This window comes from Rhodoferax sp. BAB1 (assembly GCF_013334205.1).
Classification (GTDB): domain Bacteria; phylum Pseudomonadota; class Gammaproteobacteria; order Burkholderiales; family Burkholderiaceae_C; genus Hylemonella.
This window is the reverse complement of the sequence record NZ_CP054424.1, coordinates 3,307,418-3,329,984: the sequence shown is the minus strand read 5'-3', so window position 1 is coordinate 3,329,984 and position 22,567 is coordinate 3,307,418. Positions and strand designations below refer to the sequence as shown.

Genomic DNA, 22,567 nt, shown 5'->3' with positions numbered 1-22,567 from the left:
TCTTCGCACAATCGTGCGAAATTGGGGCGGACAAAAAGATGAAAGGGGTCGCTTGCGGCCCTTCAGGCCAGGTAGCTGCGTCGCAGGCGTGCCCAGCTGGCGGCAGCGCGGGCGGGGGCGGCGGGGTCCCGCAGGAAACGCGTGTCGTGCAGCAGGCCGATGGCCAGGGCATAGATCTCGCCGACCAGCTGTTCCGCGTCGGTGTCGGCCTGCAGATGCCCGGCTTCCACGGCCTGCAGGACCGTGCGGCGCAAGGCGGCGCGCCAGCGGGTGACCTCATGCAGCAGCAGCTCGCGCAGTTCGCCATCGCGATCGTCGAGCTCGAAGGCGCCGGGCACGTAGATGCAGCTGTTGTGGGCGCCGGGCCGGCTCATGCGGGCCAGCCAGAGGCGCACGATCTCGTCTAGCCGCGGCAGGCCCTTGGCTTGCTGCATGGCTGGCGCGAAGACGTCGGCCAGGAAGCGCCGGCCGAATTCCTCGACCACGGCCTTCTGCAGGGCCTCGCGCGAGCCGATGCGCGAGAACACCCCGCTCTTGGACAGGCCTGCCCGGTCGGCCACGGCCTGCAGGGTCAGGGCCTCCAGGCCCTCGGCCGCGGCCAGGTCCATGCCGGCGCCGACGATGGCGGCACGGGTCACTTCACTCTTGGCGGTTTTGGCGTCCAGGTTCATGGATGTAAATTTAGCACAAATGTGCGAAATTGCAAATCGGCAGGCTGGGCAGGGACAGGAGCAAGCACCTGGCGGCAGGGCCCGGTTCGGGCCGATGCTAGAGTGCGTCGGCAGAAAAGAACAAGGCAGGAGACCATGCAAGCGCCCTACATTCCCCAAATCCGTCTGTACCAGGACTGGCTGCGTGCGCAGCGCGGCCTGAGCTTCGAAAATTACGACGCGCTCTGGCGCTGGTCCGTCACGGAGCTGGACGCGTACTGGCAAAGCATCTGGGATTGCTACGGCGTCCATTCACCCACGCCCCACACGGCCGCCCTGGCCGAGAACCGCATGCCCGGCGCGCGCTGGTTTCCCGGGGCCCGGGTGAACTACGCCCAGCAGGTGCTGCGCCATGTGCAGCCTGCGCACGCGGCAGGCTTTCCGGCCATCGTCAGCCACGACGAACGGAGCCTGGCCGCGGGCGAGCCGGCGCGCGAGATCAGCTGGCCCGAACTGCAGCGCCAGGTGGCCTCGCTGGCCCTGCACCTGCAGGCCCAGGGGGTGAAAAAAGGCGACCGGGTGGTGGCCTACCTGCCCAACATTCCCGAGGCCATGGTGGCTTTCCTGGCCACCGCCAGCATCGGCGCGGTCTGGAGCATCTGCGCGCCCGACATGGGCGAGGCGGCCGTGCTCGACCGTTTCCGGCAGATCGAGCCCACGGTGCTGATCGCCTGCGACGGCGTGCGCTACGGCGGGCGCGATACCGACCGGCGTGAGGTGGTGACCGGGATTTGCGCCGCGCTGCCCACGGTGCGACAGCTGATCGTCCTGCCCACGCTGGCTCTGCCCGCCTTCAAAGTGCGTGCCGGGGTGAACCTGGTGGCCTGGGCGCAGACGGTGGCGCGCAACGACGCGCAGACGGCGGCCTTCAAGCCCCTGAGCGTGCCCTTCGATCATCCGCTGTGGGTGGTCTATTCCAGCGGCACCACCGGCCTGCCCAAACCCATCGTGCACGGGCATGGCGGCATCCTGATCGTGGCCCTGGCCTTCACGCTGAACACCGACATCGGTTGCAGCTATGCGCCAAACAGCTGGGGCGAACGTTTCCACTGGTACAGCTCGACCGGCTGGGTCATGTGGAACTGCCAGTTGGGCGGCCTGCTGACCGGCACCACGGTCTGCATCTTCGACGGCAGCCCGGGTGGCGCCACGGTGGACGGGGCCGGTAACAAGCAGGCTCCTGACTGGACCACGCTCTGGCGTTTCGTCGCGAACACCGGGGCTACCTTCTTCGGTGCCGGTGCCGCCTTCTTTGCCAATGGCATGAAGGCCGGGGTCGACCTTGCCAGTTGCGGGCCCTTGACGCGTGTGCGCGCACTGGGTTCCACGGGTTCGCCGCTCTCCGAGGACGTGCAGCGCTGGACCAACACGCAGATGCGGCGCGTGAACCCGAAAGCCGGTGGCACGCTGAAACGGGCCGGTGACATCTGGTGGTCCAACATTTCCGGCGGCACCGACTTTGCCGGCGCCTTCATCGCCGGCCACCGAGAACTGCCCCAGGTGCCCGGCGAGATGCAGTGCCGCGTGCTGGGCTGCGCAGTCGAGGCCTGGAACGAGCAGGGCGAGCCGGTGCTGGATGCCGTGGGTGAACTGGTCTGCAGCCAGCCCATCCCCAGCATGCCCTTGTACTTTTGGAATGACAACGGCAATGAGCGTTATCTTTCCAGTTACTTCGACATGTACCCGGCCGGGCACGGACGGCGTCCCGGTGGCGGTGACGCGCCGGCGACGGCCGGCCCGGTCTGGCGCCACGGCGACTGGCTGAAGATCACGACACGTGGCAGCTGCATCATCTACGGCCGCAGCGATGCCACCATCAACCGCCACGGCCTGCGCATGGGCACCAGCGAGCTCTACAGTGCGGTGGAAGCACTGTCCGAGGTGCTGGATTCCATGGTGGTGGATCTGGAGTACCTGGGGCGTGAGAGTTACATGCCGTTGTTTGTGGTGCTGCGGCCGGGGCATGCGCTGGACGGCGCCATGAAGGCCAGGATCAACGAGGCCATCAAGATTGCACTGTCGCCACGCTTCGTGCCCAACGAGATCCTGCAGGTGGCCGAGATCCCGCGCACACTCAGCGGCAAGAAGCAGGAGCTGCCGATCAAGAAGCTGTTGCTGGGGCAGGCGCTGGAGAAGGTCGTCAACAGGGACGCCATGGCCAACCCGGCCTGCCTGGGCTGGTACGTGGACTTTGCCCGGCAACATCTGCGCACCTGATCCGTCGCGCTCGGCCGGGCGAGCGAGGCCGGCCATAGCGCCGAGGAGAGACTTTCGCAATAATGGGGCGATGCAGATGCATACGCCCACCTTGCTGCTGGTCAACATCCTCGTCACGGCGGTCCTGGGCATAGGCATGGGGATCGTGGCGCGTCGCTCGCGCCGCGACGGCATGGTCTGGTGGGCCTGGGCCATGGGGGCGCAGACGCTGACCTACCTGCTGTTCGCCTTGCGCGGCCAGATCAGCGACTGGCTCTCCGTGGTACTGGCCAACACCCTGCTGGTGGCCACCTTTGCCCTGTTTGCCGAGGGTCTGTGCGAGTTCCAGCAGCGGCCTGCGCGGCGCTGGCTGATCTGGGGCCCGGTGCTGGCGATGCCGCTGCTCGTGACGCTGCTGATGAGCCATCCGCAGGCCCGCCCCCAGCTGGCCACCCTGCTGCTGAGTTTCCAGTCCCTGGTGCTGCTGCAGCTGATCATCGCGCGGCGCCATGCGACACCGGGGGGCGGACAGTATTTCGTGGTGGCCGGCCTGGTGATGATCATCCTCGCCTTGTTGCTGCGGTTCGTGGCCGCCCTGTCCGGACAGGTGGATCTGAACCAGGTCACCGCTTCCCATCCGGCCCATGCCTTCAGCGTCCTGATGTCCACCCTGATCATCGTGCTCATTGCCATGGGCCTGGTGCTGATGACCAAGGAGCAGGCGGATGTGCGCAACCACAACCTGGCCATGCAGGACGACCTGACCGGCCTGAGCAACCGGCGGTCCATCCAGCAGGTCCTGACCCAGCAGATCGCGCTGGCGCGGCGCGGCCATCGACCGTTGGCCCTGCTGCTGATCGACATAGACTATTTCAAGCAGATCAACGATACCCACGGCCATCTTTCAGGCGACCAGGCGCTGCGGGACGTGGCCGGGTGCCTGCGGGAACGTCTGCGTGCGCAGGACCTCGTGGGCCGCTGGGGCGGCGAGGAGTTCATTGCCATCCTGCCCGATACCGATGCGGTCGGGGCCCAGGCCCTGGCTGAAGATCTGCGCGCGGCGGTGGCGCAGGCGCGTTTTTCTGGTGTCGACGGGCAGTCCCTCAAGATGACCATCAGCATCGGGCTGCACGCGCTGGAGCTGTCCTCTGGCAATGAGCGCGACGACATGATCGGCGCAGCCGACCGCGCCTTGTACCTGGCCAAGCAGAACGGTCGCAACCGCGTCGAGGAACTCTGAGGGTCTTCAGCTTCTTGCTGCCAGCTGCAGCCAGGCGGCAAAGGCCGCCAGCGCCGGGCGTGGCTCGCCGCGCTCCGGCAGCACCAGCCAGTAGGCGCGACCGCTCTTGAGGGCGCGCGGGCAGGGCACCACCAGCTCGCCGCGCGCCAGCTCCGGCTCGATCAGCAGGCGCGGCACCAGGGCCAGGCCCAGGCCTTGCGCGGCAGCCGCGGCCGTCATCGAATACAGCTCGTAACGCGGGCCAGACAGCGCGGTGGGCGCCTCCACGCCTATGGCTTCGAACCACTGGCGCCAGGCTTCGGGTCGTGTGCTCTGCTGCAGCAGGGGCAGCCTGGCGAGCTCGGCCGGCTGCAGCCGCTTGCGAGCGCCCAGCAGGGATGGTGCGCAGACCGGCACTACCTCTTCCTCGATCAGCATCGTGGCCTGCGTACCCGCCCAGTTGCTCACCTGCTCGCGTGTGCCGGAATAAAGCGCGGCATCGAAACCGGTGTCGGCGAAGAGGAAGGGGCGGGTGCGTGTCTCGATGTGCACGATCAGTTCGGGGTGCGAGCCCATCAGTTGCGGCAGGCGCGGCACGAGCCAGCGTGTGGCGAAGGTCGGCACCGCGGCCAGCGAGATGCTGCCGGCCGTGCCCTGGCGCGACATGGCGTCCAGGGTGTCGCGCTCCAGCGCCTGCAGGCGCGGCGCGATCTGGCGCGCGTAGTCGGCGCCGCCGGGCGTGAGCGCCACGCCGTGGCGGGTGCGGCGAAAGAGCGCGATGCCCAGGTAAGCCTCCAGCGCGCCGATCTGGCGCGAGACCGCGCCCTGGGTCAGGGCCAGCTCCTGCGCGGCGCGTGTGTAGCTCTCGTGGCGGGCCGCGGCGTCAAAACAGGCCAGGGCTTGCAGGGAGGGGATCTTGCGGCGCATGGTGTGAGCAATATACACAACTGATGTCCAGTCTGGGTAGAAACACCTCAGTCGTTTGGACTAATCTATGCGTTTGGCTCATATCTGCGTGCGGTATTTTCGTTTGCCCGGGTGCCGGTCACGGTCGTACCATGGAGGCAGATTTCTGGAGCACACCCATGGCCAATGCCACCTTTCACTGGAACGACCCCTTCCTGCTCGACCAGCAGCTGAGCGACGACGAGCGCATGGTGCGCGATGCCGCCGCCGCCTATTGCCAGGACAAGCTGGCGCCCCGCGTGCTGGAGGCCTTCCGCCACGAGAAGACCGACCCCACCATCTTCCGCGAGATGGGCGAGCTGGGCCTGCTGGGCCCCACCATCCCCGAGCAGTACGGCGGCCCCGGCCTGAACTACGTGGCCTATGGCCTGATCGCGCGCGAAGTCGAGCGCGTCGATTCCGGCTACCGCTCCATGATGAGCGTGCAGTCTTCGCTGGTGATGGTGCCGATCTTCGAATTCGGCAGTGAAGCCCAGAAACAGAAGTACCTGCCGAAATTGGCAAGCGGTGAGTGGATCGGCTGCTTCGGCCTGACCGAACCCGACCATGGTTCCGACCCCAACTCCATGATCACGCGCGCGCAGAAGACGGCCGGCGGCTACAAGCTCAGCGGCGGCAAGATGTGGATCTCCAACAGCCCCATCGCCGATGTCTTCGTGGTCTGGGCCAAGGAGGTGAGCGAGAGCGGCGCCGTCGGCCCGATCCGCGGTTTCATCCTGGAGAAGGGCCTGAAGGGCCTCTCCGCGCCTGCGGTGCACGGCAAGGTGGGCCTGCGCGCCTCCATCACCGGCGAGATCGTGATGGACAACGTCTTCGTGCCCGAAGAGAACGCCTTCCCCGACGTACAGGGCCTCAAGGGCCCTTTCACCTGCCTGAACTCGGCGCGTTACGGCATCGCCTGGGGCGCTTTGGGCGCGGCCGAGGACTGCTGGTTCCGTTCGCGCCAGTACGTGCTGGACCGCAAGCAGTTCGGTCGCCCGCTGGCGGCCAACCAGCTGATCCAGAAGAAGCTGGCCGACATGCAGACCGAAATCTCGCTGGGCCTGCAGGGCTGCCTGCGACTGGGCCGCATGAAGGACGAGGGCACGGCCGCGGTGGAGATCACCTCCATCCTCAAGCGCAATTCCTGCGGCAAGGCGCTGGACATCGCCCGCCTGGCGCGCGACATGATGGGCGGCAACGGCATCTCCGACGAGTTCGGCGTGGCGCGCCACCTGGTGAACCTGGAGGTGGTCAACACCTACGAGGGCACGCACGACATCCATGCCCTGATCCTGGGTCGTGCGCAGACCGGCATTGCAGCGTTTGCGAACTGACACAATTGCCTGCGCAAAATAGGGGGCAACCGCTGCCGCGGAGCCCGACTTCGAGGATGAGACGACGCCATGAGTGACAAGCCCGCTGCCCTGCCGCACCTCAAGGTGCTCGACCTGTCCCGTGTGCTCGCGGGGCCCTGGTGCACGCAGATCCTCGCGGATCTCGGCGCCGACGTGGTCAAGATCGAGCGTCCTGGTGCGGGTGACGACACGCGTCACTGGGGCCCGCCCTTCCTGAAGGACGCGCAGGGCAAGGACACCGGACACGCGGCCTACTACACCTGCGCCAACCGCAACAAGCGCTCGATCACGGTGGACATCGCCAAGCCGGAAGGGCAGGCGTTGATCCGTCAGCTGGCGCTGCAGAGCGACGTGCTGGTGGAGAACTTCAAGGTCGGTGGCCTGGCGCACTATGGCCTGGACTACGCAAGCCTCAAGCAGGTCAACCCCAAACTCATCTACTGCTCGATCACCGGCTTCGGCCAGGACGGGCCCTACGCCGAGCGCGCAGGCTACGACCTGATGGTGCAGGCCATGAGCGGCATGATGAGCATCACCGGCCGGCCCGACGAGGTGCCCGGCGGCGGCCCGCAGCGGGTGGGCGTGGCGCTGACCGATATCTTCACCGGGGTCTACGCCTCGACCGCCATCCTGGCGGCGCTGGAAGTGCGGCACCGCACGGGCGAGGGCCAGCACATCGACATGTCCCTGCTGGACGTGGGCATGGCCATCCTGGCCAACCAGGCCGGCGGTTTTCTCAACACCGGACGGGTGCCGCAGCGCCAGGGCAACAGCCACCCCAGCCTGGTGCCTTACCAGGACATGCCGACGAAAGACGGCGCCATGCTGCTGGCCATCGGCAACGACGGGCAGTTCACGCGCTTCTGCGAGGTGGCGGGCCGGCCAGAACTGGCGCAGGACGCACGTTACGCCAGCAACACGCAGCGCGTGTTGCACCGCGCCGATCTGGTGCCGCAGCTGGAGGCCATCACGCGCACGCGCAGCACGGCCGAGTGGATCAGCGCGCTGGAGCACAAGGCCGTGCCCTGCGGCCCGATCAACGACATCGGCCAGGCCTTTGCGGATGCACAGGTCCAGGCCCGCGGCCTGGCCATCGAGCAGCCCCGCTCGCCGCAGGCCGTGGCCGCCGAAGGCGTGTCGACGATTCGCAGCGTGGCCAGCCCGCTGCGCCTGAGTGCCACGCCGCCGGTGTTGCACCGCGCCCCGCCCACGCTGGGTGAACACACCGACGAGGTGCTGGCCGGGCTGGGACTGGACGCGGCGCGCATAACGGCGCTGCGCCAGGCCGGCATCGTCTAATGGGGTTTGCGTCGTGCGGGCTGGCGCGCCCGCACGGCGGCCGCCAGCGCCAGCTGGCCCCAGTCGAGCATGGCCTGGGTGTCCTCGTAGACCTCGGGCGGGGCTTCGTAGTAGAGCAACTGCACGGTCTTGCCGCGCGCCTGGTACTGGAAACGCGGCAGGCCGCGGGTCTCGAAGCGGGGCTGGCTTTTGGCGTCGGCCTTGAAGTAGAGCTTGTCGCCGGTGACGATGGCGATGAACAGGCCGTTGCAGTACAGGCCGTGACCGCCGAACATGGCGCGCGCCGAGATGGCGCCCAGCGCGGCCATCTGGTCCAGGACCAGTGCCAGAAACTCATGGCGGCGTGACATGCCTTGCACTATAAAGGCGGTGAACTTAGGTGACAGTCCGCCCATGACGGGCGGATCACAATGTCATGGCAGATCTACAACAGGAGACCCTCATGACCGTATCCTCCAAACCTACCCTGAGCCGCCGCCAGCTCATCACGCGCAGCGCCGCGCTGGCCGCCGCACCGGCCCTGGTCAGTCCCTGGGCGCTGGCGCAGGACAAGTTTCCCAATCGCCCCATCACCCTGATCACGCCCTGGCCCACCGGCGGCAGCAGTGACGCCGTGATGCGCGCCTTTGGCGAGAGCGCCGCGCGCGCGCTGGGCGGCACCGTCATCATCGAGAACAAGCCGGGCGCCGGCGGCACCCTGGGTGCGGCCGCCATGGTGAACGCCAAGCCGGATGGTTACACGCTCACGCAGCTGCCGCTGGGCATCTACCGCATTCCGCACATGCAGAAGACCAGCTTCGACCCGGTCAAGGACATCACGCACATCGTCTGCCTCACCGGCTACACCTTCGGTCTGGCCGCGCGCCCCGACGCGCCCTACAAGACGCTCAAGGAGATGGTGGCCTATGCCAAGGCCAATCCCGGCAAGGTCAACTACGGCCACACCGGTACCGGTACCACGCCGCACCTGGCCATCGAGGAGTTCGCGTCCAAGGCCGGCATCGTGCTGCAGGACATCCCCTACAAGGGTTCGGCCGAGATCCTGCAGGCCATCCTGGGGGGCCACATTCCGCTCATGAGCGGCACCACCGAGTTCGCGCCGCACGTCGTGGCCGGCAAACTCAACCTGCTGGCCACGCTGGGCAGCAAGCGCAACAAGGCCTTCCCCGACGTGCCCACGGTCAAGGAAAGCGGCTGGGACACGGTGACCGAGTCGCCCTTCGGCATCGGCGGCCCGAAAAACATGGACCCGGCCCTGGTCAAGGTCCTGCACGATGCTTTCCGCAGAACACTGGAGGACCAGCGCGTGATCGACACGCTGGACAAGTTCTACATGCCGGCGATCTACATGAGCACGGCCGAGTACACGGCCTACGCCGATCGCACCTTCGCGGCCGAGAAGGCCACGATCGACCGCCTCAAGGCGGCCGGCAAGATCTGAGGGGTGTGGCTGGGCGCGAGACCGCTCAGCCGGCGCGCCGGTTCACCAGCACGATGCCCACGGCCACCAGGGCCAGGGCGGCCAGCAGGCTGGGCGTGAGCGGCTCCTGCAGCCAGAGCGCGCCGAAGAGCAGCGCGAACAGGGGTGTGAGAAAAGCGAAGGCCGAGATTTTCGTCGCCGGGTAGCGCCCCAGCATCCACATCCAGACCAGGTAGCTGGCGAAGGCGCCGACCACGGTCTGCAGCAGCAGCGAGCCGAGGGCAAAGGGGCTGAACTGCCAGGTCCAGTTCTCACCGAGCGTCAGCGAGAGCAGCGGCAGCACGGCCGCGCTCACGGCCACTTGGTAGAACAGCAGTTTCTCGGCCGAGGCCCGGGCCAGCCGGCTGGCCCGGATCGTCACGGTGGTCAGGCCCCAGGCCAGGCCGCCCGCCAGTGCCAGCGCATCGCCCAGCAGCTGGTTTTCGGACTGCGGGGCCACAAAGCTTTCGCGCAGGGCAAACACCATGGCCAGGAAAGCCAGCAGCAGCCCGGCCCACTGCAGGGCGCGCAGGCGTTCGGCGTGTACCAGCAGCGGCAGCAGCAGCGCCACCCAGAAGGGGGAGGTGTAGAGGAAGACCGTCAGCCGCGAGGCGCTGGTGTATTGCAGGCCGATGTAGAGGCAGGCGAACTCGGCGGCAAACAGGGCGCCGGCCAGCAGGCCGGGCCACAGCGTCTGGTCATGCGTGAAGAGGGGCACACGGCGCCAGCGACACCAGAGCATGAGCAAGGCCGTGGCCCCGACGAAACGCAGGGCCGCCTGGAAGATGGGGGGCAACTCTGGCAGCGTGGCCTTTACCAGCACCTGCTGGAAGCCCCAGAACATGCAGCAGGCCAGCAGGATGCCGGCGGCCAGGCCGTCGAGATGGTCCTTGCGTTGGCTCATCAGAAATCAGAGGGGATGCTCGGCGTAAAAACGGCCACCGTGGAAGAGCAGGGGCGAGGCATCGGCACGGTGGGTGCAGCGCTCGACTTCGCCGACGAAGATCACATGGTCGCCTTCTTCATAACGGCTGCGGTTGAAGCATTCGAAGCTGGCCGCCGCGCCGGCCAGCAGCGGGGCACCAGCCAGGCCTTCGGCGTGGTCCACGCCCGCCCAGCGGTCCACGCCTTTGGCGGCGAAGCGCTGGGCCAGGGCCTGCTGGTCGGCGGCCAGGACGTTGATGGCGTAATGCGAACCGGTGCTGAACACGGCCATCGATGCGGCTGCACGCGCCAGGCTCCAGAGCACCAGCGGCGGGTTCAGGGAAACCGAGTTGAAGGAGTTGGCGGTCAGTCCCACCAGCTTGCCGTTGGCCGCACGCGCGGTGACGATGGTGACGCCGGTGGCGAACATGCCCAGGGCTGCGCGGAACTCGGCCTGGGTGAAGCTCGGCGGGCGGGCGTGCGGTCCCGGGGAAGAAACGGACATGCGTGCAATTTACCTGAATTTGGGGGCGCCCTAGAATGCCGGCATGGGTTTCTGTAAACGGATGGCGGCAGCCGCAGTGCCGCTGCTGCTGGCCATGGGCGCGCAGGCCAACGAACGTGCCTGTGACGAGTTCTATGCGCGCCTGCCGAACGTGAGTTGGGCCCTGTGCCAGTCGGCGCAGCTGCAACCCGGCGAGGGCCGCAGCGTCAGGGGCCGGATGATCTACACGCGTGACGTGTTACCGGCCACGACGCGTCTGCGCGTGCTGGTGATCGGCGGCATGCATGGTGACGAGTTGTCATCGGCCTCGGTGGCGCTGCACTGGATCCGGCTGGCGCAAGGCTCGCCCGAGCAGATCCACTGGCGCTTCATCCCGGCGCTCAACCCCGACGGCCTGTTCGACAAGCCGGCGCGCCGGATGAATGCCAACGGGGTGGACCTCAACCGCAATTTCCCCACGCCCAACTGGGAGCGCGACGCGGCTTTCTATTGGGAAAAACGCACCCGCAAGGACCCGCGCCGCTGGCCCGGCAAGACCCCGCTGAGCGAGCCCGAGAGCCGCTACCTGCACGACGAGATGCAGCGCTTCAAACCCAACCTGATCGTCAGCATCCACGCGCCCTATGGTGTGCTGGACTTCGACGGCCCGATCGAGCCACCGCGTCGCCTGGGGCGGCTCTACCTGGACCAGGTGGGTATTTTCCCGGGCTCGCTGGGCAACTACGGTGGCGTGCACAAGGGCATGCCGGTGGTGACGATCGAATTGCCCAGCGCGCTGCTGACGCCACGCAATGTGGAAATCCAGCGCATGTGGGCCGATCTGCAGAAGTGGATGGGCGTGACCCTGGCCGGTGTGGTGGCCGAGCCGCAGGGAGTGCCCCTGCAACGCTGAGGGGCCAGCCGGCGGACGCAAAAACGCCGTCAACCGCCGCATGGCAGTGGTGACGGCGCGCGTGAGGAAGCGTGTGGCTTAGCGGACCAGCAGCACCGGCACGCCGCAGTGGGCCAGCACCTGGGTGGCGACCGAGCCCATGACCAGATTGCCCAGGGAGCCGTGGCCGTGCGAGCCCATGACCAGCAGGTCGAACTTGCCGGCATCGGCGACCTTGGCGATGGTTTCACCGGCGTGGCCGACTTTCCAGTTGCTCTTGGCCTCGATGCCGTGGCGGGCCAGGAACTTGGAGACCGGGCCCAGCACCTTTTCGGCTTCTTCGCTGTAGTACTTGTCCACGATTTCCTTGCCGACGGCGGCGCGGGCGCGGGGCGGCAGGGCGGGTTGCACGGTGAAGATCGTGTAGCTGTTGTCGCCGCTGAACAGCCCTTCATGGGTGGTCAGGTAGGCCAGCATCTTCTTGGTGTACTCGCTGCCATCAACGGCCAGAAGAATTTTCATGGGGGTTTCCTTTCTTTTTTCGGTGAACCGGAGTGTATCGGCAGCATCGTAGATCCGATTGACCCGGGTCAATAAGAAGGGGTATTACTTATCCCGCTGCTGCGGCAGGCGTGCCAGCACTTCACGCAACCAGGTGTGCGCACCGCTGTGCTGCAGGCGCCGGTGCCACAGCGCATCCACGTGCACCGCGGGTACCACGAAGGGCAGTTCACGCAGCACCAGCTGGTCGGCGATGCCGGTGACGCTGACGAAGTGGCGCGGCAGCACGGTGAGCAGGTCGGAGGTGGCCACCACGCGGCCGGCGGTGAAGAACTGGTTGACTGTGAGCACGATATGGCGCCGCCGGCCCAATCCGGCCAGGGCCTCGTCGATGAAGCCGTAGGGCCGGCCCGAGAAGCTGACCAGCAGGTGGCGTGCCGCGCAGTACCGGTCCAGCGTCAGCTCTTCGCGGGCCAGGGGGTGGTCGCGTCGCATCACGCAGACGTAGTTGCTGAGGTACAGGCCCTGGTGGTCGAAGGCCACGGTTTCGCCGGCCTGGGCCTGGGCGGTGAGGGAGGCCAGCACGGCCGGAAAGTAGCCGATCGCCAGGTCGGCGGCTTCCTCGTCGAGCAGGCGGCGCGGGTCGCGCGTGGTCAGCGGCACGACCCGGATGGTCACGCCCGGCGCGTCCTGGTCGATGACCCTGATGAGGCCCGGGATCAGTTCGGCGGCCGTGGCGTCGGCCATGGCCAGCACGAAGGTGGTGGTGGCCTGTCCCGGCACGAAGCGCCCGGGCGCCAGCGTTTCCTCCAACTGGCGCAGGGCCTGCTGCACCGTGGGCCACAGGGCCAGGGCGCGCGGCGTGGGCTCCAGGCCCTGGCCTTTGCGGCGCAGCAGTTCGTCGCCCAGAGTCTCGCGCAGCCGCCGCAGGGCATTGCTCACGGCCGGCTGAGTGAGCGCAAGCTTGCCGGCGGCCTTCGTCAGGCTTCGCTCGGTCATGACCTCGTTGAAGACCCGCAACAGGTTCAGGTCCAGGGTGCGGAAGTTGAGTTCGGCCATGGAGCCATCATATATCACCAGTATGAATAGCAACCATCATGAAGATAAAGTTGAGTCGCAGTAGTGAAAACCCTAATATCACCCCATTGCAGCCAATACACCAAGCAGGAGGTCCACCATGAACAACAGCTTCATTCACCTTGATTACTCCACCACCCATCCGGGCGTGGACCGTTTCGAGCGCGTGATCAGCGCAGCCGACAGCCTGCGCAAGGGCCTGAATCCGACCCGCAGTCTGGCGGCCTTGCTGCTGGCTGCCATGGTGGCCACCCTGGTCGTGGTGGCCGACCAACTCATGGATACTTGGGCCGACGGGCATCTGCTGGCGGCATGGGTGCTGATGTGGGTGATCGGCTTCAGCGCGCTGGCCCTGCTGGCGCCGACGGCCCGCAACGTCGCGGGGCGTGTCATGGAAGGTCTGGACGGCTGGTCGCAAGGCGTGGCCCGTCGCCGTGCCGACGAGCGTCTGCTGGATCTGGCCCGCAAGGATTCCCGCGTGATGGCGGACATCCAGGCAGCCGCCAGCCGCGCTGAAAGCGATGTCACCGAAGTCGCTGATGCCGTGCTTGGCACGACGGCCGCCCCGGCACTGAATTACGCTGCCGCGGCCCGCGTTGCGCGTCTGACGCAGCGTGTCTGGAACGAATAATCCGGGCCGGGCTGACCGCGACGCCAGCGCCGCGCAGGAAAAAGCCACCGCTTGCGGTGGCTTTTTCACATGTGCGAGTGCAAGTCCCGGTTGATAATCGGACGGCAGTTGCAATCAGGGCGTGCATGGCATCATGCACAGGACATCCAGCTGCGGGTGTTTCGCCAGCGGAGCAAAGATTCAGAGACACATGGGCATGACTTTTTTTATCGGTCGGACTTTGTTTGCGCGGATGCCGCCAAGCATCGTGATCAACGAACCCTTGCCACGCTGGAAGGCCATCATGCAAAGCGGCTTCAGAGTCACGGGTGTGGCACTGGTGTGCGCGGGGCTGTTCTATGCGGGCATGCACTTCGAACGTTACCGGCTGGGGCTGGAGCGGCCGGCCCAGGCAATGCCCAGCCAGCCCGAACTGGCACTGCAGGCGCCGGAGATCCCGGAACCGGCAAGACAGGACCAGGACGTGATGGCCTTGCGCCAGGAAGAAGGCCTGGACATCCAGGCCCTGAGCGTCGTCCGTGACGGCGCCGCCCCCGGCCTGCTGCGTTATGAGTTTGCGATTTCGAACGAAGGGCGTCTTTATGAGGGGACGCTGGAATTCCTGGTGCAGGGGGTCCTGGAGGGGCGCCCGACGGTCTGGACGTATCCCCCGACAGGGCAAAGAGCCGAAGGCAAGTTCCGGATGCGGGTTGGCCGCTACCTGAAGACCGATGGCCGGATACAGATGCCGGCTGGCCTGGTGCCGGAAACCGTCGCGCTCAGGCTGCGGGAGAGCTCGGGCAACATCCGCGCCAGCCGGGGTGTCAGCGTGACACCCGCCGAGCAGAACTGAAGGCCGGTTGGCCAGCCGCTGGCTGGGCTGCCCAGCAAAAAAGCCACCGCATGCGGTGGCTTTTTTTCATGTCGGCAAGAGCAGGATCAGCCGGCGGTCAGCAGCTTTTCGATGCGCTGGCGGGTGTCGCGCAGCGCCTTGGGCAGGCGCGCGTCGATCTGCTCGAACAGCGTGTCGTGCAGCTTGAGTTCCTGCAGCCACAGGGCCTTGTCGATGCTGGTCACGGCGTGGAACTGCTCGGGCGTGAAGTCCAGGCCCTTCCAGTTGACTTCGTCATAGCTCGGGGTCAGGCCGTAGAAGTGCTCCTTGCCCTGGACCTCATCCTCGATGCGATCGATCATCCACTTGAGCACGCGCATGTTTTCGCCGTAACCGGGCCAGACGAACTTGCCGTCCTCGCCCTTGCGGAACCAGTTGGTCGTGAAGATGGACGGCAGGCGGCCACCCTGGGCGGCGACCTTCTCGCCCAGGTTGAGCCAGTGCTGGAAGTAGTCGCCCATGTGGTAGCCGGTGAAGGGCAGCATGGCGAAGGGGTCGCGGCGCACCACGCCCTGTTGGCCGATGATGGCGGCCGTGGTCTCGGAGCCCATGGTGGCGGCCATGTACACGCCCTCGACCCAGTTGCGGGCTTCGGTCACCAGCGGCACGGTGTTGGAGCGACGGCCACCGAAGATGAAGGCGTCGATGGTCACGCCCTTGGGGTTGTCCCATTCAGGGTCCAGGGCCGGGTTGTTGGTCGCCGCCACGGTGAAGCGCGAGTTCGGGTGGGCCGCCTTGGCGCCGGTTTCCTTGGCGATCTGCGGCGTCCAGTCCTTGCCCTGCCAGTCGATGGCGTGGGCCGGCGCGGCGCCGTCCATGCCTTCCCACCAGACGTCGCCGTCATCGGTCAGAGCGACGTTGGTGTAGATCACGTCGCTCTTGAGCGACTCCATGCAGTTCGGGTTGGTCTTGTAGTTGGTGCCGGGGGCCACGCCGAAGTAGCCGGCTTCCGGGTTGATGGCGTACATGCGGCCGTCCTTGCCCGGCTTGATCCAGGCAATGTCGTCGCCGATGGTGGTGACCTTCCAGCCTTCGAAGCCGGCAGGCGGGACCAGCATCGAGAAATTGGTCTTGCCGCAGGCGCTGGGGAAGGCGGCGGCCACGTGGTACTTCTTGCCCTTGGGGCTGGTCACACCCAGGATCAGCATGTGCTCGGCCAGCCAGCCCTCGTCGCGGCCCATGTTGGAGGCGATGCGCAGCGCGAAGCACTTCTTGCCCAGCAGGGCGTTGCCACCGTAGCCGGAACCGTAGGACCAGATCTCGCGCGTTTCGGGGTAGTGCACGATGTACTTGGTCTGGTTGCAGGGCCAGGGGCTGTCCTGCTGGCCAGCGGCCAGGGGGGCGCCCACGGTGTGCATGGCCGGCACGAAGTCGCCGTCGGTGCCCAGCACCTCGTAGACGGCCTTGCCCATGCGGGTCATGAGTTTCATGTTGACGGCCACATAGGCGCTGTCGGAGAGTTCGACGCCGATGTGGGCGATGTCACTGCCCAGCGGGCCCATGGAGAAGGGCACCACGTACATGGTGCGGCCCTTCATGCAGCCGTTGAAGAGGGCGGGCGTGCCGTCGGCCTTGCCGTACTGCAGCAGCGCGCGCATCTCGGTGGGCTCGATCCAGTTGTTGGTCGGGCCGGCGTCGTCCTTGCGGGCCGAGCAGATGAAGGTGCGGTCTTCCACGCGGGCCACGTCGCTGGCGTCGGAGCGGCACAGGTAGCTGTTGGGGCGCTTGGCTTCGTTGAGTTTGGTAAAGGTGCCGGCGGAGACCAGTTGGTCGCACAGGCGCTGGTATTCGGCGTCGCTGCCATCGCACCAGTAGATGGCGTCGGGTTTGCACAGGGCGGCCATGTCGGCCACCCAGGCCAGCAGCCTGGCGTGTTTCACATGGCTCGGGGCATTGAGGTGTAGGCCCTGCATCACGGGAGAATTCATGGATTAGGCTCCTGGTTATGGTGATCTGTTCGAAACCGGCCCGCGTGGTTTGGCCCGCAGCTTCCGGAAAATGCCTGGCGCCTGTGGCCCCGCGAGGCGGCTGGCACCGGTGTGCGGGCCATTGTATGAACTGGATCCGGGGTTACATTCAGGTTACGAGCAAAATCCATGCAAAACATGCATAACTTTATGCCTCATCAAAACCGGGCGGCCAGAACAGGCTCAGGCCTGCGGCGGCGACACGGTCTGGGCCTGCTGGCCCTGGGCCTGACGATGCCGACCGCCTGGGCCAGCCAGCCCGTGCTGCGCGTCGCCGCAGCCAGCGATCTGAAGTTTGTACTGGCTCAGCTGCTGGAGACCTTCCAGAAGGAAACCGGCCTCAGGGTCGAGGCCAGTTTTGGATCATCCGGCAACTTTGCGCGCCAGATCCGGCAAGGCCTGCCGGTGCATCTTTTCATGTCGGCCGACGAGGGCTGGGTCTTGCAACTGGTCGAGGCCGGTCTGACGCGACGGCTGCCGGACGGGCTGGCGGATCGCGGCGTGGTCTACGGCCTGGGGCGGATTGCGCTGATCGTGCCGGCGGCCTCGACGCTGCAACTGGACCCGGAACTCAAGGGCTTGCAGGCGGGATGGTCCCGGGTCGGCAAGTTCGCTATCGCCAACCCCGAGCATGCACCCTATGGGCGGGCCGCCCAGCAAGCGCTGGAGAAGCTGGATGTGTGGAGCATGGCCAAAACCAGACTGGTGCTGGGCGAGAACATCGCCCAGGCCACCCAGTTCGTCACGACCGGCGCCGCCCAGGCCGGCATCACCGCGTTGGCCCTGGCCCTGGCTCCGGAGGTGGCGCGCCAGGTGCGGCATATCGTCCTTCCGGAAAGCCTGCACCAGCCCATGCGCCAGCGCATGGTGGTGCTGAAAGACGCCCCCCCTGCAGCCGAGCGCCTCTATGCCTACCTCCAGACGCCGTCGGCTCAGGCGGTGTTCCGGCGATATGGCTTCATGGTCTGAAGCCTAGGGGCGGCCGGACATAATCGGCGCATGGATTACCAGGCCGCCCGCGTTTCCCTGTTGCTCGCCGCAGCCACCGCGCTGTTGCTGCTGCCGCCGGGCCTGTGGCTGGCACGCTGGCTGGCGCTGAGTGCCTGGCGCGGCAAGCCGCTGGTGGAGGCGCTGCTCATGTTGCCGCTGCTGTTGCCCCCCACGGTGATCGGTTTTTACCTGTTGCTGGTCTTCGGCCAGGGCTCGGCCCTCGGCGCCTGGCTGGGCTCGACGCTGAACCTGCGCCTGGTTTTCAGCTTCGAGGGCTTGTTGCTGGCCAGTCTGCTGGTCAACCTGCCTTTCATGGTGCAGCCCATCCAGCGTGCCTTTGCCGCCCTGCCGCACAGCCTGCGCGAAGCGGCCTGGGTCTCGGGCCTGAGTGTGTGGCAGACCTTCTGGCGCATCGAGTTGCCGCTGGCCTGGCCCGGCCTGCTGGCCGGCGTGGCGCTGACAGTGGCACACACCCTGGGCGAATTCGGCGTGGTGCTGATGGTGGGCGGCAGCATCCCGGGGGAGACACGCACCCTGAGCGTGGCCATCTACGACCGGGTCCAGGCCTTCGACCTGGCTGGCGCGCACGGCATGGCGCTGGCGCTGGTGTTGTTCTCGCTGCTGGCGCTGGCGCTGGTGTTTGCCGCCGATCGCCGCCAGGCAGCGGCGCGCAGTCTGCAGGAGCGTTGATGGGCAGGCTCCAGGTCCGTCTGCAGAATCTGGCGCCCATGCCGCTGGCGGCCGAATTCGAGTGCGAGGCCGGCGAACTGATCGCCCTGGTCGGCCCCTCGGGCAGTGGCAAGACCTCGCTGTTGCGCGCAGTGGCCGGACTGTTGCGTGCGCCCCAGCTGCAGGGCACGGTACAGGTCGGGGATCAGCCCTGGTTCGACAGCGCACGTGGCATCCGCCTGACGCCGCAGCAGCGCCGCGTGGGGCTGGTGTTCCAGCACTACGCCCTGTTTCCGCATCTCAGTGCGCTGGAAAACGTGGCCGTGGCCTGCCCGTCCAGCCTGGACATCCGGCAGGACGCCTCGCTGCGCGCCCTGTTCGAGCGGCTGGGCCTGGCCGGGCTGGAACAGCGGCGGCCGGCCCAGCTCTCGGGCGGCCAGCAGCAACGTGTGGCGCTGGCCCGGGCCCTGCGCCGCATCCTGCGGCCGCAGGATGGCGCGGTTGAACAGGGCGGGGTGCTGCTGCTCGACGAGCCTTTCTCCGCGGTGGACGCGCCGACACGCCAGACGCTCTACCGCGAGCTTGCCGCCTTGCGCCAGCAGGTCTCCACGCCCATGGTGCTGGTCACGCATGATCTGTCGGAAGCGCGCCGCCTGGCCGACCGTGTCGTGATCGTCGATGCCGGCACCACGCTGCAAAGCGGGCCACCCGAGCGCGTGTTTTCCAGCCCGCGCAATGCCCGCGTGGCCGACCTGGTAGGGATTCAGAACCACTTCCGCGGCCGCTTCCGGCGTTTACCTGGCGACCAGGGCGTGCTGCGCTGGGAGGGCCGGGACGATGCCGGGCTGGATCTGCAGGTGATCGACAAGCACCGCCTGGACGACGGCGTGGCCGTGACCTGGGTGCTGGCGGGGGAGCACGTGGACGTGCTGCGGGCGGATGCTGCGCAGCCGGCCGGCGAGAAACACAACCTGCTGCGCTGCGAACTGGTGGAGGTGTTGGCTCTGGGCGAGACCAGCCTGTGTACGCTGGTGCCCGAGGGGCTGCCGTCGGAGAAGCTGACGCTCAATCTGTCGACCGCTCAATTGCGGCGACTGGGATCGGACGTGGGTGGGAAACTGCTGGTGCAGATCCCCCGGCAGGGGATCCACATCATGCCGCAGCGCACGGGCGGCTGAAGCGCCGCGCGCCGGGCGGGGGCATTCAGGCCATGAAAACGGCGATGAAGGCGAGCAGGAAAATCATCAGGCCACCCAGCACAGGGATGACCACCGGTGCCGAATGCACGATGTTCTCGATGGGATCGTCGGACTGGGACGGCTCGTGGGACATGGTATTTCCTCAATAGACGGATAAACGACAGCGCGCATTTTACATGGCGAACCCGGCACCGCCCGGGGCAGGCAACCGGCAAGGGTGTACCGGAGCGCAGCAGAAGTCAAGCACCGGCCGGCCGGGGGGGCATGGCGGGCCGGGGCTTCCCAGCGGCCGTGGACTGCGCTATCGTGAATGCGTCCAGGGAGCAGGTCCTGATGGAGGGCATTGCATGGTCAAGCGATTGACGATCGACAAGGCATACGGGCCCTTGCTGGCCTCGCCTGGCCTGCGCGATGCGCCGGTGCTGGACCTGATGTGCTCGCATTTCGTACTGACCCTGGTCAGCCGCATGGGTGGCGCCTTCAACGCGCGGCGCGACCTGCACGGCGTGATCGACCTGGCCGGCCGGCATCTGGTCTGGCCGCAGCCGGTGCTGCAACGTCTGCGTGATTACCTGGCCTGGCGCTGCGCGGGCAACGAACACTGGTCCGGTCACGAAGCCCTGGACATGGAGGGCTTTCTGGCGCGTTACGGCGACTGGCGCGGGCCCTATGAGGAGGGCACGCTGTTCTTCTACCTGGACGATTACGCCAAGAGCCAGCCGCGCGACCTGCTCGCGGTGCTGGGCGCCACGGGCGACTGGCTGCGCCAGACGCTGAAAAAGCAGTCGACGCTGGTGCAGAAGAACATCGACGCCCTGGCCAAGCTGCTGCAGCTCAACCAGGCCGAGCGCGCGCTGCTGCTCTACGGCACCCTCACGCGCTACCAGCGCGAGTTGCGCAGCCTGCTGGTGGAGTTCAAGGTCAACAACGCCGCCGAGGCCTATGCGGTGATTGCCGAGGTGGCGGGGGTCAAGGCCGAGGAGGTGGGCGAGGCCCTGCGCACCGGCTCGCGGCTGGAGCGCATTGGCCTGGTGGACAACCTGATCTCCGAGCACAACATCACCGACCTGGCCGACCTGATGAAGGTCAGCGAGAAATTGCCGCCGGTGCTCATGCGCGCCTACCGCGACCAGGCCGAGCTGATGGCCGTCTTCACCCGCCCGGCCAGCAAGAGCAGCCTGGTGCTGGAGGACTTCGCCTTTGTCGGCGAGGAGGCCCAGATGCTCGCGACCCTGCTGCGCAACGCTGTGGCGCGGCGCGAGGTGGGCGTGAATGTGCTGCTCTACGGCCCGCCGGGGACCGGCAAGACCGAGCTGGCCAAGGTGGCGGCTCAGGCCGCCGGGCTGGAGTTGTTTGAAGTGGAGTACGCTGACCGCGACGGCAATTCGCTCAGCGGGCGCGAGCGCTACCGCTCGCTGCAGATCGCGCAGGTCTTCCTCAAGGGCAGCGCGCAGTCGGCCCTGCTGTTCGACGAGGTGGAAGACGTCTTCCCGCCCATCTCCAGCGAGGCGGCCCAGCTGCTGGTGCGCGCCGAGAAGACCGGGGCGCCGGCCTCCAGCAGCGTCAGCGGCAAGGCCTGGGTCAACCAGATCCTGGAGTCCAACGCCGTGCCGACCGTCTGGGTGACCAACCGCATCGAGCAGATCGACCCGGCCTTCCGGCGCCGTTTTGCCTACCACCTGGAGCTGAAGTCGCCGCCGCCCGGTGCGCGCGAGCAGCTGGTGCACCGGGCCCTGGAGGGGGTGGCCGTGTCCGATGCCTTCGTCGCCCGGCTCGTGGCGCGCAAGGGACTGACGCCGGCCCAGATCCATACCGCCGTGCGTTTTGCCGGCCTGGTCGTCCCGGCGCAGGAGGAGGCGAACGCCCAGGGGGGGCTGGAGGCGCTGATCGAGCGGCAGCTGCGCAACGCCGATCTGGCCCTGGGCAGCCGGCGCGAAAACGCACCGGCGCGGCCCCTGGACACGCGTTACGACCTGGCCCTGCTGAATGTGGAGAGCCGTTTCGAGTTGCCGCGCATGGTGCAGGCCCTGCAGACGCGTGGCCACGGCAGCCTCTGCTTTTACGGGCCGCCGGGCAGCGGCAAGACCGCGCTGGCCGCCCACCTGGCCGAGCAGATGGGTCGGCCGCTGATGATCCGCCAGGCCAGCGACCTGGTCAGCAAGTTCATCGGCGAGACCGAGCAGAACATGGCCGCCATGTTCGCCGAGGCCGAGGCCGAAAATGCCTTGCTGCTGCTGGACGAGGCCGACAGCTTCCTGCAGGACCGCCGCGGCGCCCAGCGCACCTACGAAGTGACCGAGGTCAACGAGATGCTGCAGGGCATGGAGCGCCACAAGGGGGTTTTTATCTGCACGACCAACCTGTTCGACCGCATCGACCAGGCGGCCTTGCGGCGCTTCACCTTCAAGATCCGCTTCAAGGCGCTGACGCAGGAGCAGCGCCGCGCCATGTTCGTGGCCGAAGTTCTGGGCGGCCAGGCCGGGCAGCTCGATCCTGGCCTGCAGCAGCGGCTGGACCGGCTGGACCAGCTCTGCCTGGGCGACTTTGCTGCGGTGCAGCGACAGGCGGGCATTCTGGGCGCGGGTTTTGGTCCGCTGGAGTTCATAGAACAGCTGGAAGCCGAGCACCGCGTCAAGCCCGAAGTGCGGGAAAGCCGGGGCGTCGGTTTCATGCAATAACCCCGTGAATTTCGGGGGTTTGTTACCCCTGGACACAGCCTGTTGGTCGGGTCCGCCGGGTCTATGTCAACCGTTTACATGGCTGCGGCGTCATAAGCTCATGGCGGATGCCGGGAAAACCGGCCGGGCTGGCAAGTGCCAGAGCCCCGACGTTGGACCCGCCGCAGAGGACAGCTATGACGACTCTACGCAAAGACATCATCAAAGTGCCGGAAAAAGGTACTTACAAGTGGCAGCTTTTCAAGCAGTGGACCGACGAGTTCCGCCAGACCCAGGCCGACCACGTGGCCTACATCGCCCTGCATTTGGCCGGCGTGCTGGAGCCCTGCCGCACCAAGTTCGACAAGCTCATGCAGCACCACCGCCAGCAACTGTGCGACAGCTCCAAGATGCAGCGCCACAGCCGCGCCATCGAGCGTCTGCAGAACACCATGTCGGCGGCGGCCATGTCCTACGAAAGCAATTTCCGCCGCCACTGAGCGGAAAACCAGGGCGCCG

Annotated in this window: 22 protein-coding genes; 13 read left to right on the top strand and 9 right to left on the bottom strand. The window is 67.0% G+C overall.

Features of this window, described 5'->3' with window-relative positions:
* Positions 1–62: 62 nt before the first annotated feature.
* Positions 63–665 (bottom strand): TetR/AcrR family transcriptional regulator, encoded by a 603-nt coding sequence (locus HTY51_RS16145; protein WP_174254317.1) that lies wholly within the window; start codon positions 663–665, stop codon positions 63–65.
* 141 nt (positions 666–806) lie between these two features.
* On the opposite strand from HTY51_RS16145, the gene HTY51_RS16140 reads away from it, so the two are divergent.
* On the top strand, positions 807–2,927 hold the full coding sequence (locus tag HTY51_RS16140; protein WP_174253681.1) for an acetoacetate--CoA ligase: 2,121 nt from the start codon (positions 807–809) through the stop codon (positions 2,925–2,927).
* 70 nt (positions 2,928–2,997) lie between these two features.
* Complete coding sequence (locus tag HTY51_RS16135) at positions 2,998–4,146, top strand: diguanylate cyclase (RefSeq protein ID WP_174253680.1); 1,149 nt, start codon at positions 2,998–3,000, stop codon at positions 4,144–4,146.
* Positions 4,147–4,152: 6 nt separating this feature from the next.
* Here the strand turns inward: HTY51_RS16135 and HTY51_RS16130 are convergent, their stop codons facing one another.
* Positions 4,153–5,052, bottom strand: a complete 900-nt coding sequence (locus tag HTY51_RS16130) for a LysR substrate-binding domain-containing protein (RefSeq protein WP_174253679.1) — start codon at positions 5,050–5,052, stop codon at positions 4,153–4,155.
* A gap of 158 nt (positions 5,053–5,210) precedes the next feature.
* Here HTY51_RS16130 and HTY51_RS16125 point away from each other — a divergent pair, with 158 nt between their 5' ends.
* Positions 5,211–6,407 carry an acyl-CoA dehydrogenase gene (locus tag HTY51_RS16125; RefSeq protein WP_174253678.1) on the top strand — a complete coding sequence of 399 codons (1,197 nt, stop codon included), beginning with the start codon at positions 5,211–5,213 and terminating at the stop codon, positions 6,405–6,407.
* A gap of 69 nt (positions 6,408–6,476) precedes the next feature.
* On the top strand, positions 6,477–7,727 hold the full coding sequence (locus tag HTY51_RS16120) for a CaiB/BaiF CoA-transferase family protein (RefSeq protein ID WP_174253677.1): 1,251 nt from the start codon (positions 6,477–6,479) through the stop codon (positions 7,725–7,727).
* On the opposite strand, the gene HTY51_RS16115 is transcribed toward HTY51_RS16120, so the two are convergent.
* On the bottom strand, positions 7,724–8,077 hold the full coding sequence (locus HTY51_RS16115) for a TfoX/Sxy family protein (RefSeq protein ID WP_174253676.1): 354 nt from the start codon (positions 8,075–8,077) through the stop codon (positions 7,724–7,726). The two genes, HTY51_RS16120 and HTY51_RS16115, sit on opposite strands and share 4 nt — an antisense overlap.
* Positions 8,078–8,169: 92 nt before the next feature.
* Here HTY51_RS16115 and HTY51_RS16110 point away from each other — a divergent pair, with 92 nt between their 5' ends.
* Positions 8,170–9,168 carry a tripartite tricarboxylate transporter substrate binding protein gene (locus HTY51_RS16110; RefSeq protein WP_174253675.1) on the top strand — a complete coding sequence of 333 codons (999 nt, stop codon included), beginning with the start codon at positions 8,170–8,172 and terminating at the stop codon, positions 9,166–9,168.
* Between the two features lie 25 nt (positions 9,169–9,193).
* Here the strand turns inward: HTY51_RS16110 and HTY51_RS16105 are convergent, their stop codons facing one another.
* Entirely contained in the window at positions 9,194–10,090 is an 897-nt protein-coding gene (locus HTY51_RS16105; protein ID WP_174253674.1) for a DMT family transporter, read from the bottom strand.
* Positions 10,091–10,096: 6 nt separating this feature from the next.
* Positions 10,097–10,615 carry a flavin reductase family protein gene (locus HTY51_RS16100; protein ID WP_174253673.1) on the bottom strand — a complete coding sequence of 173 codons (519 nt, stop codon included), beginning with the start codon at positions 10,613–10,615 and terminating at the stop codon, positions 10,097–10,099.
* Positions 10,616–10,658: 43 nt separating this feature from the next.
* Here HTY51_RS16100 and HTY51_RS16095 point away from each other — a divergent pair, with 43 nt between their 5' ends.
* Positions 10,659–11,507: a M14 family murein peptide amidase A gene (locus HTY51_RS16095; protein WP_174253672.1), complete on the top strand. Its 849-nt coding sequence runs from the start codon at positions 10,659–10,661 to the stop codon at positions 11,505–11,507.
* A gap of 78 nt (positions 11,508–11,585) precedes the next feature.
* Here the strand turns inward: HTY51_RS16095 and HTY51_RS16090 are convergent, their stop codons facing one another.
* Both HTY51_RS16090 and HTY51_RS16085 read right to left on the bottom strand, forming a co-directional pair.
* Positions 11,586–12,008 (bottom strand): universal stress protein, encoded by a 423-nt coding sequence (locus tag HTY51_RS16090; RefSeq protein ID WP_174253671.1) that lies wholly within the window; start codon positions 12,006–12,008, stop codon positions 11,586–11,588.
* An 84-nt stretch (positions 12,009–12,092) separates the two neighbouring features.
* A complete protein-coding gene (locus HTY51_RS16085; protein WP_174253670.1) occupies positions 12,093–13,046 on the bottom strand; it encodes a LysR family transcriptional regulator in 954 nt (317 codons plus the stop codon).
* A gap of 118 nt (positions 13,047–13,164) precedes the next feature.
* On the opposite strand from HTY51_RS16085, the gene HTY51_RS16080 reads away from it, so the two are divergent.
* Together HTY51_RS16080 and HTY51_RS16075 are read left to right on the top strand one after the other, a co-directional pair.
* Entirely contained in the window at positions 13,165–13,695 is a 531-nt protein-coding gene (locus tag HTY51_RS16080; protein ID WP_174253669.1) for a hypothetical protein, read from the top strand.
* 247 nt (positions 13,696–13,942) lie between these two features.
* Positions 13,943–14,527 (top strand): DUF6776 family protein, encoded by a 585-nt coding sequence (locus tag HTY51_RS16075; protein WP_174253668.1) that lies wholly within the window; start codon positions 13,943–13,945, stop codon positions 14,525–14,527.
* A gap of 86 nt (positions 14,528–14,613) precedes the next feature.
* On the opposite strand, the gene HTY51_RS16070 is transcribed toward HTY51_RS16075, so the two are convergent.
* Positions 14,614–16,494: a phosphoenolpyruvate carboxykinase (GTP) gene (locus tag HTY51_RS16070; protein ID WP_174253667.1), complete on the bottom strand. Its 1,881-nt coding sequence runs from the start codon at positions 16,492–16,494 to the stop codon at positions 14,614–14,616.
* Positions 16,495–16,767: 273 nt separating this feature from the next.
* Between HTY51_RS16070 and modA the strand changes: the two genes are divergently transcribed.
* Genes modA through HTY51_RS16055 form a run of 3 tightly spaced genes read left to right on the top strand, consistent with a single transcriptional unit; the run spans position 16,768 to position 19,370 of the window.
* Positions 16,768–17,502, top strand: a complete 735-nt coding sequence (gene modA / locus HTY51_RS16065; protein WP_254606909.1) for a molybdate ABC transporter substrate-binding protein — start codon at positions 16,768–16,770, stop codon at positions 17,500–17,502.
* Between the two features lie 30 nt (positions 17,503–17,532).
* A complete protein-coding gene (gene modB, locus HTY51_RS16060; RefSeq protein WP_174253665.1) occupies positions 17,533–18,213 on the top strand; it encodes a molybdate ABC transporter permease subunit in 681 nt (226 codons plus the stop codon).
* Positions 18,213–19,370: an ABC transporter ATP-binding protein gene (locus tag HTY51_RS16055; protein WP_174253664.1), complete on the top strand. Its 1,158-nt coding sequence runs from the start codon at positions 18,213–18,215 to the stop codon at positions 19,368–19,370. Before modB ends, HTY51_RS16055 begins: the two co-directional genes overlap by 1 nt.
* 25 nt (positions 19,371–19,395) lie before the next feature.
* Here the strand turns inward: HTY51_RS16055 and HTY51_RS18760 are convergent, their stop codons facing one another.
* Positions 19,396–19,524, bottom strand: a complete 129-nt coding sequence (locus HTY51_RS18760) for a hypothetical protein (protein WP_256406031.1) — start codon at positions 19,522–19,524, stop codon at positions 19,396–19,398.
* Between the two features lie 214 nt (positions 19,525–19,738).
* On the opposite strand from HTY51_RS18760, the gene HTY51_RS16050 reads away from it, so the two are divergent.
* Positions 19,739–22,069, top strand: a complete 2,331-nt coding sequence (locus HTY51_RS16050; RefSeq protein WP_174253663.1) for an ATP-binding protein — start codon at positions 19,739–19,741, stop codon at positions 22,067–22,069.
* A 176-nt stretch (positions 22,070–22,245) separates the two neighbouring features.
* Positions 22,246–22,548: a hypothetical protein gene (locus tag HTY51_RS16045; RefSeq protein WP_174253662.1), complete on the top strand. Its 303-nt coding sequence runs from the start codon at positions 22,246–22,248 to the stop codon at positions 22,546–22,548.
* Positions 22,549–22,567: the final 19 nt, after the last annotated feature.

Bases quoted from the DNA above. Each gene is read 5' to 3' on its own strand.
- HTY51_RS16140 (WP_174253681.1), top strand. From the start codon at position 807: ATGCAAGCGCCCTACATTCCCCAAATCCGTCTGTACCAGGACTGGCTG.
- HTY51_RS16135 (WP_174253680.1), top strand. From the start codon at position 2,998: ATGCAGATGCATACGCCCACCTTGCTGCTGGTCAACATCCTCGTCACG.
- HTY51_RS16130 (WP_174253679.1), bottom strand. From the start codon at position 5,052: ATGCGCCGCAAGATCCCCTCCCTGCAAGCCCTGGCCTGTTTTGACGCC.
- HTY51_RS16125 (WP_174253678.1), top strand. From the start codon at position 5,211: ATGGCCAATGCCACCTTTCACTGGAACGACCCCTTCCTGCTCGACCAG.
- HTY51_RS16120 (WP_174253677.1), top strand. From the start codon at position 6,477: ATGAGTGACAAGCCCGCTGCCCTGCCGCACCTCAAGGTGCTCGACCTG.
- HTY51_RS16115 (WP_174253676.1), bottom strand. From the start codon at position 8,077: ATGTCACGCCGCCATGAGTTTCTGGCACTGGTCCTGGACCAGATGGCC.
- HTY51_RS16110 (WP_174253675.1), top strand. From the start codon at position 8,170: ATGACCGTATCCTCCAAACCTACCCTGAGCCGCCGCCAGCTCATCACG.
- HTY51_RS16105 (WP_174253674.1), bottom strand. From the start codon at position 10,090: ATGAGCCAACGCAAGGACCATCTCGACGGCCTGGCCGCCGGCATCCTG.
- HTY51_RS16100 (WP_174253673.1), bottom strand. From the start codon at position 10,615: ATGTCCGTTTCTTCCCCGGGACCGCACGCCCGCCCGCCGAGCTTCACC.
- HTY51_RS16095 (WP_174253672.1), top strand. From the start codon at position 10,659: ATGGGTTTCTGTAAACGGATGGCGGCAGCCGCAGTGCCGCTGCTGCTG.
- HTY51_RS16090 (WP_174253671.1), bottom strand. From the start codon at position 12,008: ATGAAAATTCTTCTGGCCGTTGATGGCAGCGAGTACACCAAGAAGATG.
- HTY51_RS16085 (WP_174253670.1), bottom strand. From the start codon at position 13,046: ATGGCCGAACTCAACTTCCGCACCCTGGACCTGAACCTGTTGCGGGTC.
- HTY51_RS16080 (WP_174253669.1), top strand. From the start codon at position 13,165: ATGAACAACAGCTTCATTCACCTTGATTACTCCACCACCCATCCGGGC.
- HTY51_RS16070 (WP_174253667.1), bottom strand. From the start codon at position 16,494: ATGAATTCTCCCGTGATGCAGGGCCTACACCTCAATGCCCCGAGCCAT.
- modA (WP_254606909.1), top strand. From the start codon at position 16,768: ATGCCGACCGCCTGGGCCAGCCAGCCCGTGCTGCGCGTCGCCGCAGCC.
- modB (WP_174253665.1), top strand. From the start codon at position 17,533: ATGGATTACCAGGCCGCCCGCGTTTCCCTGTTGCTCGCCGCAGCCACC.
- HTY51_RS16055 (WP_174253664.1), top strand. From the start codon at position 18,213: ATGGGCAGGCTCCAGGTCCGTCTGCAGAATCTGGCGCCCATGCCGCTG.
- HTY51_RS18760 (WP_256406031.1), bottom strand. From the start codon at position 19,524: ATGTCCCACGAGCCGTCCCAGTCCGACGATCCCATCGAGAACATCGTG.
- HTY51_RS16050 (WP_174253663.1), top strand. From the start codon at position 19,739: ATGGTCAAGCGATTGACGATCGACAAGGCATACGGGCCCTTGCTGGCC.
- HTY51_RS16045 (WP_174253662.1), top strand. From the start codon at position 22,246: ATGACGACTCTACGCAAAGACATCATCAAAGTGCCGGAAAAAGGTACT.